Raw genomic sequence first — 15,153 nt, 5'->3', positions numbered from 1 at the left:
GTCCGTCGCGACGGTCGATCTCCACGGGCGTGCGCGGCAGCACCATCATCGACATGCCCGTCATCGAGGTGGATCGGCTGCACAAGCGCTACCGCGACGAGATCGCGGTGCACGACGTCTCCCTCGCCGTGGAGGAGGGGGAGATCTTCGGGATCCTCGGTCGCAACGGCGCGGGCAAGACCACCACCGTGGAGTGCATCGAGGGGTTGCGCACCCAGGACGGCGGCACGATCTCGGTACTCGGTCTCGACCCGCAGCGTGACCGCACGGAGCTGCGCCGCGTGCTCGGCATCCAGCTACAGGCGAGCGAGCTGCCGGACAAGCTGCGTGTCGGGGAGGCCGTCGAGCTCTTCGCCTCGTTCTACCCGTCGCCTGCCGAGCCACGGGAGCTGCTCGAGCGCTGGGGCCTCGCAGCGAAGCGGAACACGGCGTTCGCGAACCTCTCGGGCGGCCAGAAGCAGCGCCTGTCGATCGTGCTCGCGTTGGTCGGGAACCCTCGCGTGGCCATCCTCGACGAGCTGACCACCGGGCTCGACCCGCAGGCTCGGCGCGACGCCTGGGAGTCGATCGAGCAGATCCGCCGCGGAGGCGTGACGGTCGTGCTGGTCACCCACTTCATGGAGGAGGCGGAGCGGCTCTGCGACCGCATTGCCGTGATCGACGCGGGCCGCGTGGTCGCAACCGACAGCCCGGCGGGGCTCGTGGCCCGGCTCGCGGGCGGTCAGCGGCTGCGGTTCCGTCCGTCGGCTCCGTTCCCCGACGCGGTGCTCACCGACCTCGCCGAGGTGGAGTCGATACGGAGGCTCGGTCCGCAGGTGGAGGTGTCGGGGAACGGCAACCTGCTGCACGCCGTCACGTCGACGCTGGCCCGCCACCAGGTCGTGTCCGCCGATCTGCGCCTGGAGCAGGCCACCCTCGACGACGCCTTCGTCGCCCTGACCGGCCGCGCGGCCGAGAACTGAGGAACCCGACCGATGAACGAGCTGTCGTCCGTTGCGCCTGCCTCGATCCGCGGACGACGTCGCGCGGTGAACCCGCTGCTCGCGCTGGCGGTGGCCGAGGCCCGGCTGTTCCTGCGTGACCCCGTGACCGTGCTGCTGGTGATCGCGCTGCCCACGCTCATCCTCGCGGGCCTCGCTGCCGTGCCCGCCCTGCGCGAGCCCGGCGAGGTCTTCGGGGGTCTGCGGTTCACCGACTACTTCGCGCCGGCCCTGCTGGCGATCAACATCGCCGTGCTCGGCCTCCAGAACCTGCCCACCGGGCTCGCGACCTACCGGGAGAAGGGCGTCCTGCGCCGGTTCTCGGCCACGCCGATGCGGCCGTCTGCGGTGCTGGTCGTGCAGCTGGTCATCAACCTCGTGACGGCGGCTGTCGGTACGGCGCTGATGCTGATGGTCGCCGTGCTCGTGCTCGACGTACCGGCGCCGCGGCATCCGATCGGGTTCGTCCTCACGTTCCTGCTGGGCACGTCCGCGGTGTTCGCGCTCGGGCTCGTGATCGCCGCACTGGCACCGCGCGCCCGGCTCGCCACCGGGATCGGCACCGTCGCGTTCATCCTGACGCAGTTCTTCTCGGGCGTGTACCTGCCCAAGTTCCTGCTCCCGGACGTCGTCGTGCGCATCGGTGAGTTCGTTCCGCCGGCAACAGGTGCCTTCCAGGCCGCCTGGCTGGGGGACGGGCCGGCACTGTCACAGCTCGTGGTCATGGCGGTCATTGCAGTGACCGCGACGGCGGTGGCCGCTAGATTCTTCCGGTGGGAGTGAGGCCGTGAACGGCACCGGTGCGGGTGCGGCGACCGTGGGGTCGTGCACGAGCGGCGGGGTCGGCCCCCTTCCCGGCAGCGACGAGAGACTCGATGCCAGGGAGCGCAAGCTCGACTCGCTCTTCGAGCGCTACTCGCCGTATTTCGGCCTGGTCGTCGGAACCGTGCTCACGCCATTCGTCCTTCCCTCCACACCGGGCTTCTGGCTCGTCACGGGGTCGCTCGTGATCCTCAACGCGGGCTGGACGTTCGTGTTCGCGTCCCGGCGGCCTGCTCGTGCGTCGGATCCGCTGCTGGGCTCGGTGTACGTGGGTGGCCTGCTTCTCCTGATGGCGGTGCTCGTCCATCTCTCGCCCTTCTACGGGTTTCAGGCCTTCGCCGGGTACTCGCACTCGTTCCAGTACCTGCGTGGTCTCTGGCGCTGGGCCGGCGTGGTGGCCACGGCGGTGCTCGCCGCGTACTCCCAGCTCGGCGGGGGACTGGTCGACGCGTTCACCCCCGCTGTCATCGCAGGGTGGGTGGCGCTCGCAGTGGTCAACGGCGGGATGGCGGGCGGGCTCACCTACTTCGGGGTGCTGTCGGCGCAGCAGTCCCAACGCAGGCAGGACATCATCGTCGAGCTCAACGAGGCCAACCGGCGCCTGTCGGAGACGCTGGAGGAGAACGCCGGCCTGCACGCCCGTCTACTGGTGCAAGCGCGGGAGGCCGGGGTGCTCGACGAGCGGGCGCGGCTGGCGCGCGAGATCCACGACACGATTGCGCAGGGCCTGACGGGGATCGTCACCCAACTCGAGGCGGCCGGCGCCGCCGATGACGACCCGGACGTCCGGCGCCGCCACATGGACACCGCGAGCGCGCTCGCCCGGGAGAGCCTCAGCGAGGCCCGCCGCTCCGTCGACGCGCTCGCGCCCGCACAGCTCGCCGAGACGCAACTGCCTGATGCCATCGCCCAGATGGGCAAGTCGTGGGCGGAGACCACGGGCGTCGAGCTGGTCGTCGAGACCACCGGCGATCCACGGCCGCTGCTGCCGGAGCTGGAGGTCGTGCTGTTCCGGGTGGCGCAGGAGGCGCTCGCGAATGTCGGGAAGCACGCGGAGGCCGGACGGGCCGGGCTGACTCTGTCCTACATGGACGACGTGGTGGTGCTCGACGTGCGCGACGACGGGCGTGGTTTCACACCCGGGTTCGGCGGCCGGCCGGACGCAGGCTCCGGCTTCGGCATCGGGGGGATGGAGCAGCGGGTGCGGCGAGTGGCGGGCACGCTGGCGGTGGAGAGCTCCCCCGGGGACGGGGCAGCGGTGAGTGCGACCGTCCCGGCGATCCCTGCGGAGGTACGGGCGTGACCGAGAAGATCAGGGTGCTGATCGTCGACGACCACCCGGTCGTCCGCGACGGGTTGCGTGGCGTGATCGACGGCCAGCCGGACATGCATGTGGTGGCGGAGGCCGGACACGGCGCCGAGGCACTCGCCCGCGTGGACGCCGAGCCGGTCGACGTCGTCCTGATGGACCTGCGGATGCCGACCATGGGCGGCGTCGAGGCCATCGGGCAGCTGCGCCGCACCGCACCGTCGGTGCGGGTGCTCGTGCTCACCACGTTCGACACCGACCGTGACGTGCTCCCGGCGATCGAGGCGGGCGCCACCGGCTATCTGCTCAAGGACACCCCACGCGACGAGTTGCTGCGGGCCGTCCGGGCCGCGCACCGCGGGGAGGCTGTGCTGTCGCCGGCTGTTGCCGGGCGCCTGATGGGGCAGGTCAGAACCCCGGCCCAGGACACTCTCAGCAGCCGGGAGCTGGAAGTGCTGCGATTGGTGGCTGCGGGCTTCACCAACCGCGAGGCCGCTCAGAAACTCTTCATCAGCGAGGCCACCGTGAAGACCCACCTGCTGCACATCTACGCGAAGCTCGGGGTGCGCGACCGGGCCTCCGCGGTGGCGGCCGGGTACCAGCGGGGCCTGCTGATACCCGAGTAGCGCCGACGCGGCTCAGACCGGGATCGGCGTGCGCACGGCGTAGAGGACGTCGTTCCGTACGTGCGTGAAGCCCAGCCGCGCGGCGACTGCGAGGCTCCCGGTGTTGTCGGGGGACGTCGTCCACGACGGGACGTGGCCGCGGGCCCTGATGTCCCTGACCACCGCTGCAGCGCTCGCGGTCGACAGGCCGCGGCGGCGATGGGCCTGCACCGTCACCACGCCGATGTCCTCGTACTCACCGCCCACGTAGAACGCCACGGCGATCGACACCGGCTCGCCGTCCGCGGTGGCGGCATAGGCGACACCCGCGGCGAGGAGTCCGGCCACACCGCCCCACGTCTCGTGGATCCACGCGTCCTCGACGCCGAGCGCGGCGAGCGCCGGTGCGTCGGCCGGGGTGAGCAGCCGGACGTGATCACCGGGTGGCGGTACGACCGCATCGTCCGGGAGCACGGCGACCAGCCGGTCCCACACACCTGCGGCCGGATCCAGGGTGCGCAGGGCGGGCAGCCACTCGGGCGGAGCATCGACGAACCCGGCCACGTCGTCGAGGTCGCCGTCCTTGCACTGCGCGGGGTCACCGCGCAGGGCGTAGTTCCCGGGCAACTCGGCCAGCACCACCTGCGGATGCGGCCAGCGGTTCACGCGGCACCGGCCATGGCCCGTACGGACGACGTGCTCGAAGATCAACGGTCCCGGCCGCTCCGGGGCGAACCACGGACGAAGCTGCGGGAGTGCGTCGGCCGGAACGGGGCGCATGGCTCGCCACCCTGGTGCGTAGCCGGGTCGGGCGCCACCGATAAAAGGTACGGTTGCGGCATGAGGACGGCGACGGCGCAGGCACTGGGCCTGCTGCTGCTCGGGTCCGTGCTCGTCGGCACCGCCGTGATCCTCGAGCAGTCGCTGCTCATGGGCGTGCTCGGAGCCCTGCTCTGCGCCTGGGGCCTGGCCCGGCGACCTGCCCTCGTGCTCCTCGCCGGTGCCGAGGCCCGTGTCGCCGTGGCGACGCGGGAGCACCATCGGGCGCTTGCGTCCCGCGCCGTGCCCCGCCAGCGCGACCCGGACGCCGACGGCCATACCCGGTCGCGCGCCCCGTCGGAGCTCCTCCCGGCGGTGTAGCGCTTCGCGTGGCGCCGCCGGACGAGTCCTGTTCCGGCTGCCCTGGAGTCCCGCCATGCCCGTTCTCGTCCCTGCCGTCCCCTGCCCGGGGGGCGCGTCGTGCTAGATCCCGTCTACTACGCCGTCTCCGCCGTCATGTGGTGCTGGCACCAGCTCTTCGGCCTGCTGCTCGGCCCGTCCAGTGGGGTCGCGTGGGCGCTGTCGGTCGTCTTCCTCGTGCTCACGCTGCGGGCCCTGCTGATCCGGCCGTTCATCGCGCAGGTGCGCTCCGCCCGGGCCATGCGCGTGATCGCGCCCCAGCTCACCGAGCTCCGCAAGCTCTACGCCGACGATCGTCCGCGGCTGATGAAGGAGACGAAGGCGCTCCAGAGCGCGCACGGGGTGAACCTCATGGGCGGCTGCCTACCCGCGCTGCTGCAGCTGCCCGTGTTCCTCGGGCTCTTGCACGTGCTGCGCTACTTCAACCGCCCCGGGCTGACGTTCGAGCAGAACGCCGCCCTCCCGAACTACGTCTTCGGCCCCGACCAGGTGCGCTCGTTCCTCGAGGCCCGGCTGTTCGGGGCGCCGCTGTCGGCATACCTGAGCATGCCCCAGCAGTTGCTGGATTCCTTCGGGGGTCACGTCGAGCGCTTCGACGTCGCTGTGGTGGCGTTGCCGTTGATGCTCGTCGCCGCCGTGGCCACCCACTTCAGTGCGCGGCACTCGGCGCAGCAGCAGCCGCCCGACAGCCCGACCGCGTCGGCCATGCGGTTCACCCCGTGGATCTTCCCGCTCGGTGCGCTGGTCGGCGGGCTGTTCTTCCCGTTCCCGATCGCGATCCTCATCTACTGGCTGACCAACAACGCCTGGACCCTCGTCCAGCAGCGGATCGTGTTCAGCCGCCTGCCCGCGATACCGCTCGCACCGGCGCCGCTGGTGACGGCCGTGCCGACCCCCGCACTCGTCCCGGCCGACCCGCCCGCCACTCCCACCGTGACCCCGGCCGGCGGTGGGGGAACGGGGAAGCGCAAACGGCACGCCTCGGGCCACCGTCCGAGCCGCCGTCGCCGCTGACCCCGCGGCGCGACTCGCGACGTTGGCGCGGGTGGCTCGTGAGCGTCAGCGGGCGGGTTCGGTGGTGAAGTCGTCCCAGTGGACGTGGCGCGTCATCGTCCAGTAGTCGACGATCCGCCACGGCAACGCGGAGACGACACGGCCGGCGCGGTTGCGGTACCAGTTGCCCATGCCGGGATGTGACCAGATCATCCGCGCGTGCGCCTCGTCGTGCCGACGGGCGTAGTCGGCGTAGACCTCGGGCCGCACCTCGAGCGCCCCGATCCCGCGTTCGGCCATCCCGGTCAGGGCCTCGACGGTGTAGCGGACCTCGCTCTCGGCGATCGTGATGTAGCTGCCGCCGTGGCCGAGCACGGTGCCGGGGCCGCCGATCAGGAAGAGGTTCGGGAAGCCGGGCACCGAGATGCCCAGGTAGGCGTCGGCGTTCTCGGGACCCCAGACCTCCTGGACGGACTGCCCGTCTCGTCCGCGCAGGTCAAGGGGGTGTAGGAACCTGTAGGTCTCGAAGCCGGTGCAGATCACCACGACGTCGGCGTCGACCTCCGTGCCGTCCACAGTCCGGACGCGGGTGGGGGTGATCGCCGCGACGGCCTCGGTGAGGAGATCGACGTCGTCGCGGCGCAGCGCGGCGAACCAGCCGTTGTCCAGCAACATCCGCTTACCGAACGGCGGGTAGTCCGGAAGCGCCTTCTTCACGAGGTCGTCGCGCCCGTCGAGCACCGTCATGAGGTAGCGGGTGAAGTAGCGCCGGTGCGAGTCGTTGATGGTGTTGACCGAACGCTCGGGGTGCTGCCATTCCGGGTCGATCTGCAGCGACGGGTGCACCTTGTCGTTCATGGTCCAGGCCAGCCGGGTGCGGTACCAGCGACGGTAGAAGGGCACGCGCTCCATCAGCAGCTGGACGCCGTCGGGGATGGGCTCGAAGTAGACGGCGTTCGGTGCGACCCACTGCGGCGAACGCTGGAACACCGTGACGTGGGCGGCCTGGCCGGCGATCGCCGGCACGATCTGCATCGCGCTCGCCCCCGTCCCGACGACGGCCACGCGCTTGCCGGTGATGTCGAGGTCGGCGGGCCAGCGGGCGGAGTGGAAGATCGGTCCTCGGAAGTCGCCGAGTCCGGGCAGGTCGGGGACCTTCGGACGGTTGAGCACACCCACCGCGGTGATCACGGCGTTCGCTTCGAGCTCCTCGCCGGCCGTGGTGCGCACTGTCCAGCGCTGCCTGCGGGCGTCGTAGGCGGCGCCGGCCGCTTCGGTGCCGAACCGGATCATCCCGCGCAGGTCGTAGCGATCGGCCACCTCGCGCAGATAGGCGAGCACCTCATCGCGCTTGCCGAAGTGGGTGGTCCACTGCTTCGGCGCGAACGAGAAGGAGTACAGGTGGCTCGGGGTGTCGACCCCGGCGCCGGGGTAGCGGTTCTCCAACCAGGTGCCGCCGACATCGTCGTTCTTCTCCAGGACGACGCAGCTGATCCCTGCCTCCCGGAGCCGGATCGCGGCGAGCAGACCGGACAGCCCGGCACCGATGACGACGACCCGGAACCCGGTGCCCGGCGCAACGGCCCGTACGGGTTTCGGCGTGCGGAAGCCCATGTCCTCGGCCGCCATGGCCTCGTACTCGGCGGGCACCGGCTCGCCCACCGCGAGGCTCATCAACTCGACGAGAAACGCGCCGGTCGGGGCGGGCACGGCGGGCTGCCTGCCCGCCGACCAGGCCAGCACGGCGTCGACCGCGGCGGCCCGGATCTCGGCCCGCACCGGCTCGGCGAACCCGCCGTCGTCGTTGTCGTCCATCCCGCGACCCCGGGTGGGTCGGTACGGGTCGGCGAGCCAGCGGGGATCGCCGGTGAGTTGGTGGAGCACCACGACGAGCGTGGGCAGGTTGGCGCTTTCCATGGCCGAGGTCAGCGACCCGCGGTCCAGCGGTTCGCCCGGTGCGGGCTCGGTGAGGGCGTCGCCGGCGGAGCTCATGCTGCGAGGCTAACCGCTGTTAGGTGAACACGAAAGGACGGCATCTTGACGTCTGTACCGTTGCCGACAACCGGCTGGTTCACTCCTAACCACAGACAGGAAGGCGAGACTGATGGAGATCACCCGGGTGATGCCCGGCACTAGTGCGCACCCCGCCGACACCGTCTCCGGGGCTGCAGCGACGATGGTGTTCGTGGAGAGGGACTGACCACCGTGTCCGACATCGCATGGCAGCACCGGGCCCCGGTCGGCCGGGCCACCATCGGCGACCAGCTGCGCCGCCACGCCCGCACCCAGCCGGACAAGACCGCGTTCGTCGCCTACGACGCCGTGGGGGCGCGCACCCGGATCACCTACGGGGAGCTCGACCGCCGCGCCAACCGGTTCGCACATCTCCTGCTCGGCCGCTCGGTCCGCCGGGGGGATGTCGTAGCCGTGGTTGCTCGCAACAGCGTGGACGTCGTCGCTCTCTACTACGGGACGCTCAAGATCGGCGCCGCGCTCAGCCCCGTCAACGTGATGTTCGGTAAGCGGGAGATCGGCGAGCAGCTCACGCATGCCGGGCCGGTGGTGGTGGTCGCCGACGAGGAGTTCACCGACCGCGTCTCGGCGGCCTACCCCGGTGCCCCGCTTCTGACGTTCGGCGAGCCCCTCGAGCGCGCGCTCGCCGAGCAACCCGACACCGAGCCCGTGGCCGACGTCGACGAGCTGGACGTCGCGATGCTCGTCTACACCAGCGGCACGGAGGCAGCGCCGAAGGGCGTGCTGATCCAGCACCGCAACTACCTGATTTCCACTGCACCTGCGTGGGGCTGGGGCCTTCAGACCGGCCCGGACGACACCTGGCTCTTCGTCATGCCCTTCCACACCATCTCAGGGCTCGGCTCGATGACCACGCTCACGCTGATGGGCGCCACCCTGGTGCTGCCCGCAGGCACGGACGCCGCGCGGTCGCTGGAGATCATCGCCCGCGAACGCGTCACGGTGATCGCGCAGACCCCGACGTTCTACCTCGGGCTCGCCGGGCAGGCGGGATTCGGACCCGCCGCCGTCAGCGCCGTCCGGCGCTGCCTGACGTACGGCGGGCAGGTCACGCCCGCGGTGATCGAGGCCTGGTCCGAGGCCGCCCCTGGCGTGCGGTGGGGCACCTACTGGGGGCAGTCCGAGCTGTCCCAGCTCGGCACGGTGGGCTGGTTCTCCACTCTGTCCGACGTACCCGGCGGCGATACGTCCTGGATCGGCAAGCCGGTGACCCACCTGGAGGTGCGGGTGGTCGACGCCGACGGCAACGACACCGAGCTCGGCGAGCTCGTCTGTCGATCGCCTTCGGTGATGCTCGGATACCATCGGGAACCCGCGAAGACAGAGAACGTGCTCCGCGGCGGCTGGTTGCACACCGGCGACATCGTGCGGATCGACGGCGAGGGCAATCTGTTCTTCCACGACCGGCTCACCGACGTGATCAAGTCGGGCGGGATGAACGTCTCGTCGCAGGAGGTGGAGCGGGTGCTGCAAGCACATCCCGCCGTTCTGCGCGCCGCGGTGGTCGGCCGGCCCGACCCGGTGTGGTCCGAGGCGGTCACCGCGTTCGTCGTGCCGCGGCCCGGCGCCACCCCCGAGCACCACGCGATCGTGGCGTTCTGCAGGGAGCAGCTCGCGGCGTTCAAGGTGCCCAAGGCCGTGCACGTCGTGGCGGAGCTGCCGGTGGACGCCCAGGGCAAGATCCTCAAGCGGGAGCTGCGCACGGTGGAGATTCCGCCGTGAGTGCCCCGAAGCGGATCGACGAGCCCTCCTCGGCCCAGCCCGTGCCTGCCGGCCGGAGGTCGGGGCGGGTTCGCCGCGAGGAGATCGTCGCCGCGGCTGCGCGGATCTTCGCCCGGCAGGGCTACGCGGCCGTGGGGATGCGCGACATCGCGGAGGCGGTCGGCATCCGAGGGGCCAGCCTCTACCACCACTTCCCGGCCAAGGAAGAGATCCTCTACGCGGTCTGCCTGACCGTCACCCGGGAGCTGAACGAGCAGAACCTCCCGTTTCTCGACGCACCGGGCACGCCCGCACAGCGCCTCGCCGCATTCGTGCGTGCGCACCTCGAGTTCCTGCACCCCCGCCGCGTCGAGCACATGGTGGGGCTGCACGAGCTCGCCGCGCTCACGCCGGCCCACCGTGCCGAGATCGACGAGTACCGGCGCTACTACCAGCGCCGCGTGCGGGACGTGATCGCTGCCGGGATGAGCACCGGGGAGTTCACCGCGATCGATGCCCGGCTCGCCGCGTTCGCGGCGTTCGGCGTGCTCAACGGGATCAGCACCTGGTTCCACGACGACGGTGAGCTGGGCCTCGAGGAGGTCGTTCGCGGCTACGTGGTGCTGATCGTCGGCAGGATGCTCGGAGCGCGGGAGTACGCCGACGACCAGGCAGGAGCCGTCCCGAACGTCCCGCAGGCCTGACGCGGTGCTGCGATCACGCCCGTAGGCGCAACCCCTTGGGCGTGACGCGGAAGCCGGCATCGGTGAGCACCTCGGCCAGCTCGGAGCCGAGCGAGCCGACCCCGTCGGCACGCTCGACGGCGAGGGAGCCGAGCCATCCCTCGTGGACCGCGCCGGCGAGCGCCTGAGCGCCGGCCGCGAGTCGCGAGCGGTCGACCGTGAACGACAACAGCGAACGCCCGCCCCGTTCGACGTACAACACAGGTGCGCCGTCGACCAGGACGACGAGCGCCCCGGCCTTGCGTCCCGGACGGTGCTTGGTGTCGCCCACGGTGGCGGACCAGGGAAGGGCCGCGCCGTAGGGCTGCGCCGGGTCGGCCGCCGCCAGGACGACGCGGGGGAGTCCGGCACCGTCGCTGCCTGCCGGCCCGGTGTACAGGCGATCGGCGCCGTACCCGTGCTCCTCGGGGCCGAAGCCGTGGTCGGGAGCGGGCGTCGGCACCGACCCGTCGGGCTGGGACAGGGAACGGAGCCGGTCGATCGCGCCCGGCACGGCGAACTGCGCCGCACCGAGACCCTCCACCACGTAGCCCCGGCGTGCGCGGCCGGAATCCTCCATCGCCCGCAGCACCTTGTAGACGGCCGCGAAGCCGCCGCTCATCCGCTCGGTGGCCAACGCGCCACGCGTTAGCACGCCGTGGCGTTCGAGGAGCGCCTCGGCGCGGGCGTGGGCGCGGCGCGTGGGGTCGGGCTCCCGCGCGGGGGCGAGCGCCCAGCGCCCGCCGACCGACGGTGGCCCGCTCCTGCTCGGCATCGCCGGACGCCCGGCGCGCAGCTGGGCGTACCGGCCCCGGGGCGCGGATCGCCGGGTGCGGTGCGCCGGGCCGCCACGGCTGCCCGTGCCCCCGAGCCGCGCCCGCAGCGGGGCGAGGGTGTCGTTGCTCAGCAGACCGGCCCACACGAGGTCCCAGATGGCAGTGACCACGGCCTCGTCGGACGGCCCCGACTCCCCGCTCTCGACGAGGGTGCGCCCCGCCCGGTCGGCCAGCTCGCGGAAGAAGAGCGCCCCGCCGGAGTCGCCGCCGCCGGGGCCGGACCAGCCCAGCGCAGCCAGCACGGCCCGATGCACGGGAGTGTCCGCGATGTCCGGCTCAGGCTCGGGCAACAGCAGATCGGCGACGTCGGCGGGGGCGACGGCGAGCCAGCCGTCGGTGCCGGCGAGCGGGCCGCACCCCGTCCAGGTGACGTCGCCCGCCGCGGTGAGCTCGTCGAGCAGCGCCGGGGTGTAGCCGGGCAACCGCGCGGGCAGGATCAGTGACTCCAGCGCGCTCGCCGGAAGGGGCGCGCCGGCAAGCTGCTCCACCACCCCGAGCACGTCCTCGGCACCGGGCGCCCGCCGCATCCGGCCGCGCCGCTCACCGCCTGCGCCCGCCTGAACCCCCTGCCAGGCCGGCAGGAACCGGCCCAGCGCCTGCTGCTCGACCGGCTCGACCTCGGCCCGCAGCCGGGCCAGCGAGGCCCGCCGCAACCGGCGCAGCACCTCGGCGTCGCAGTACTCCACGCTGCTCTGCCCGCCCATGGACGCGGGCCGCAGCTCCCCACGCACGAGCCGCCCCGACCCGACCAGCCGGTCGAGCACGCCTGCGACCACGGCGACACCCAGCCCGAACCGCGCGGCGCACTCTGCCGCCGGGAACGGCCCGTGGGTGCGCGCGTACCGCAGCACCAGGTCGGCGAGCGGATCGGCCACTGGCTCGGTGAACGTCTCCGGCACCCCGACGGGCAGCGCGGCGCCCAGTGCGTCGCGCACCCGGCCGGCGTCCTCGACGGGGAGCCAGCGCTCCTCCCCGGCGATCCGCACCCGGATGATCCGGCGGGCCGCTTCCAGCTCCGCGAGCCACTCCGCCCGGATCCCGCGCGCGGCCGCCTCGGCCGTGGTGAGGTCGCCGAGGAACCGCAGCGTGTCGGCCGCTCCCTCGGCATCGCGGGCCCGGCGTTCGTCGGTGAGCCGTTGCAGCGACGCCTCGACCTCGGCCAGCACCTCGGGATCGAGCAGCTCGCGGATCGCCTCGGAACCGAGCAGCTCGGCGAGCAGGGTGGAGTCGAGCGCCAGCGCGGCGGCCCGCCGCTCGGCCAGCGGTGCGTCGGACTCGTAGAGGAACATCCCGACGTAGCCGAACAGCAGGCTCCGCGCGAACGGCGACGGCGCGGGCGTGGCCACCTCGACGACCTTCACCTTGCGGGCCTGCACGTCGTTCATCAGCTCACGCAGCCCGGGCAGGTCGTAGACGTCCTGCACGCACTCGCGCATCGCTTCGAGGGTGATGGGGAACTGCTCGTAGCGCCCGGCCACCGCCAGCAGCTGGGCCGACTTCTGGCGCTGCTGCCAGAGCGGGCTGCGCCGCCGGGGATCGCGGCGGGGGAGCAGCAGCGAGCGAGCCGCGCACTCCCGGAACCGTGACGCGTAGAGCGACGAGCCACCCAGCTCCGCGACGACGATCTGCTCCACCTCGGCCGGGTCGAGCAGCACGTCCTCGGCCGAGGGCACGACCTCGGCGCCGGACTCGTCGACGGCGTCGGGCAGGCGCAGCACGATGCCGTCATCGGCGCTGGCGGCGTGGACCTCGACCCCCCGCCGCTCCCGCATTCGCGCCGCGATCGCGAGCCCCCACGGACCGTTGACCTGCGACCCGAACGGTGAGTGCACCACCATCCGCCAGTCGCCCAGCTCGTCGCGGAAGCGCTCGATCAGGATGGTGCGGTCGCTGGGCACGTGGCGTGTGGTTTCGCGCTGCTCGTGGAGGTAGGAGAGCAGGTTGTCGGTGGCCCACTCGTCGAGCCCGGCCGCGGTGGCGCGCTCCCGGGCGGCGTCGTCGGGCAGCGCCGACATCTCGCGCACGAACGCCCCGACCGCCCGGCCCAGCTCCAGTGGGCGGCCGATCGACTCGCCCTTCCAGAACGGCATGCGGGCGGGCTGGCCCGGGGCGGGCGTGACGATGACGCGGTCGTGGGTGATGTCCTCCACCCGCCAGCTCGACGTGCCGAGCAGGAACGTGTCGCCGACCCGCGACTCGTAGACCATCTCCTCGTCGAGCTCGCCCACCCGTGAGCCGCGGCCGTCGGCCCCGCCGGGTGTGGTGACCGTGAACAGCCCGCGGTCGGGGATCGTGCCCCCCGACGTGACGGCGAGCCGCTGGGCGCCGGGACGGCCCTGCAACTGGTCGGTGACGCGATCCCAGGTGATCCGTGCCCGCAGCTCCCCGAACTCCTCGGACGGGTAGCGCCCTGCGAGCATGTCGAGCACCGAATGCAGCGCGGAATCGGGCAGTGCGGCGAAGGGCGCGGCCCGGCGCACGACCTGCGCGAGCTGATCGAGCTGCCAGGGCTCCATCGCCACCATCGCCACGATCTGCTGCGCGAGGACGTCGAGCGGGTTGCGCGGGTAGCGCATCGACTCGATCGCGCCGGACGTCATCCGTTCGGCGACGACGGCGCAGGACACCAGATCGCCGCGGTACTTGGGGAAGACGACGCCACGGGACACGGCGCCCACCTGGTGGCCCGCACGCCCCACCCGCTGGAGGCCGGATGCGACGCTGGGCGGCGCCTCCACCTGCACGACGAGGTCGACCGCGCCCATGTCGATGCCCAGTTCGAGGCTGGACGTGGCCACGACGCAGGGCAGCAGGCCGCCCTTGAGCTCCTCCTCGACGAGGGTGCGTTGCTCGCGCGACATCGACCCGTGGTGGGCCTTCGCCACCGTGGCCGCGGCGCCACCCCCGACGCCGGACTGGCCGATCGCCTCGGCCGGGAAGGCGCTCGTGCCTGCTCCGTTGTCGCTGCGCAGGGCGTCGAGCTCCTGGATCTCGCCCTCCAGCTCCTCGGCCGCGAGCTCGTTGAGCCGTGCGGTGAGCCGCTCGGCCAGCCTGCGCGAGTTGGAGAACACGATCGTGGAGCGGTGGGCGCGGACGAGCTCGAGCAGCCGTCGCTCCACGGCAGGCCAGATGGACGGCCGCTCGGCCGTGCCTGCCGCCGATCCGATGACCTCCTCGTCGGAGCTGCCCGGCGCGGGACGCTCGTCGAGGGCCGCGAGATCGGGCACCGGCACCTCGACCGCGACCTCGATCGTCTTCGGGATGGGCGGCTGCACCACCTCGACCGGACGCGCGCCGGCGAGGAACGTGGATACCTCGTCGATGGGCCGCACGGTGGCCGAGAGCCCGATCCGCTGGGCGGGCTTCTCGAGCAGCTCATCGAGGCGCTCCAGCGAGAGCGCGAGGTGGGCGCCGCGCTTGGTGCCTGCCACGGCGTGCACCTCGTCGAGGATCACGGTCTCGACCCCGCGCAACGACTCGCGGGCCGCCGAGGTGAGGATCAGGAACAGCGACTCCGGAGTGGTGACCAGGACGTCGGGCGGGGTGCGGGCGAACTGGCGCCGCTCGTCGGCCGGGGTGTCGCCGGTGCGCATCCCGACGGCGATGTCCGGCACCGGGAGCCCGAGGCGCTGCGCCGCCTGCCGGATGCCGGCCAGCGGCGAGCGCAGGTTGCGCTGCACGTCGACGGCGAGGGCCTTGAGCGGGGAGACGTACAGGACGCGGCAGCGGTGCCTCGGCTCCTCCGGAGGCGGCCCGGTGGCCAGCCGGTCGAGCGCCCACAGGAAGGCCGCGAGCGTCTTGCCGGAACCAGTGGGCGCGACGACGAGGGCGTGCTTGCCTGCCTGAGCGGCACTCCACGCGCCCTCCTGCGCCGCAGTGGGCGCGACGAAGGCGCCGCCGAACCACTCACGGGTGGCGGCGGAGAAGCCGTCGAGTGCACTCACGCCACCCATGATGCGTCAGCCCCCCGAC

11 protein-coding genes are annotated in these 15,153 nt (G+C 72.4%); 8 read left to right on the top strand and 3 right to left on the bottom strand.

The annotated features are described in order from the left end of the window. Nucleotides 1–53 precede the first annotated feature (53 nt). Genes ABD743_RS27745 through ABD743_RS27730 form a run of 4 tightly spaced genes read left to right on the top strand, consistent with a single transcriptional unit; the run spans nucleotide 54 to nucleotide 3,737 of the window. A complete protein-coding gene (locus ABD743_RS27745) occupies nucleotides 54–962 on the top strand; it encodes an ABC transporter ATP-binding protein (RefSeq protein ID WP_344725288.1) in 909 nt (302 codons plus the stop codon). Nucleotides 963–974: 12 nt separating this feature from the next. Then, the gene (locus ABD743_RS27740; RefSeq protein WP_344725287.1) at nucleotides 975–1,763 is read left to right on the top strand and encodes an ABC transporter permease; all 789 of its coding nucleotides are present in this window, start codon (nucleotides 975–977) and stop codon (nucleotides 1,761–1,763) included. A 4-nt stretch (nucleotides 1,764–1,767) separates the two neighbouring features. After that, a complete protein-coding gene (locus ABD743_RS27735) occupies nucleotides 1,768–3,105 on the top strand; it encodes a sensor histidine kinase (protein ID WP_344725286.1) in 1,338 nt (445 codons plus the stop codon). Next, on the top strand, nucleotides 3,102–3,737 hold the full coding sequence (locus ABD743_RS27730) for a response regulator (RefSeq protein ID WP_344725285.1): 636 nt from the start codon (nucleotides 3,102–3,104) through the stop codon (nucleotides 3,735–3,737). The genes ABD743_RS27735 and ABD743_RS27730 overlap by 4 nt, the downstream gene beginning before the upstream one ends. A 12-nt stretch (nucleotides 3,738–3,749) precedes the next feature. Here ABD743_RS27730 and ABD743_RS27725 read toward each other — a convergent pair whose 3' ends face one another. Continuing rightward, a complete protein-coding gene (locus ABD743_RS27725) occupies nucleotides 3,750–4,496 on the bottom strand; it encodes a GNAT family N-acetyltransferase (RefSeq protein WP_344725284.1) in 747 nt (248 codons plus the stop codon). 60 nt (nucleotides 4,497–4,556) lie between these two features. Between ABD743_RS27725 and ABD743_RS27720 the strand changes: the two genes are divergently transcribed. Together ABD743_RS27720 and yidC are read left to right on the top strand one after the other, a co-directional pair. Next, on the top strand, nucleotides 4,557–4,856 hold the full coding sequence (locus tag ABD743_RS27720; RefSeq protein WP_344725283.1) for a DUF6412 domain-containing protein: 300 nt from the start codon (nucleotides 4,557–4,559) through the stop codon (nucleotides 4,854–4,856). A 99-nt stretch (nucleotides 4,857–4,955) separates the two neighbouring features. Beyond that, the gene (gene yidC, locus ABD743_RS27715) at nucleotides 4,956–5,909 is read left to right on the top strand and encodes a membrane protein insertase YidC (protein ID WP_344725282.1); all 954 of its coding nucleotides are present in this window, start codon (nucleotides 4,956–4,958) and stop codon (nucleotides 5,907–5,909) included. Nucleotides 5,910–5,954: 45 nt separating this feature from the next. Here yidC and ABD743_RS27710 read toward each other — a convergent pair whose 3' ends face one another. Then, entirely contained in the window at nucleotides 5,955–7,880 is a 1,926-nt protein-coding gene (locus tag ABD743_RS27710) for a flavin-containing monooxygenase (RefSeq protein WP_344725281.1), read from the bottom strand. Between the two features lie 213 nt (nucleotides 7,881–8,093). Here ABD743_RS27710 and ABD743_RS27705 point away from each other — a divergent pair, with 213 nt between their 5' ends. Next, nucleotides 8,094–9,644 carry a class I adenylate-forming enzyme family protein gene (locus ABD743_RS27705; protein ID WP_344725280.1) on the top strand — a complete coding sequence of 517 codons (1,551 nt, stop codon included), beginning with the start codon at nucleotides 8,094–8,096 and terminating at the stop codon, nucleotides 9,642–9,644. Continuing rightward, nucleotides 9,641–10,327: a TetR/AcrR family transcriptional regulator gene (locus ABD743_RS27700; protein ID WP_344725279.1), complete on the top strand. Its 687-nt coding sequence runs from the start codon at nucleotides 9,641–9,643 to the stop codon at nucleotides 10,325–10,327. Before ABD743_RS27705 ends, ABD743_RS27700 begins: the two co-directional genes overlap by 4 nt. Nucleotides 10,328–10,340: 13 nt before the next feature. Here ABD743_RS27700 and ABD743_RS27695 read toward each other — a convergent pair whose 3' ends face one another. Then, nucleotides 10,341–15,134, bottom strand: a complete 4,794-nt coding sequence (locus ABD743_RS27695) for an ATP-dependent helicase (RefSeq protein WP_344725278.1) — start codon at nucleotides 15,132–15,134, stop codon at nucleotides 10,341–10,343. Nucleotides 15,135–15,153 lie beyond the last annotated feature (19 nt).

It is taken from the genome of Pseudonocardia yunnanensis, assembly GCF_039534065.1.
In the GTDB taxonomy this organism is placed as follows: domain Bacteria; phylum Actinomycetota; class Actinomycetes; order Mycobacteriales; family Pseudonocardiaceae; genus Pseudonocardia; species Pseudonocardia yunnanensis.
Note: the sequence above shows the minus strand (reverse complement) of the source record. Positions and strands in the feature narration are given on the sequence as shown.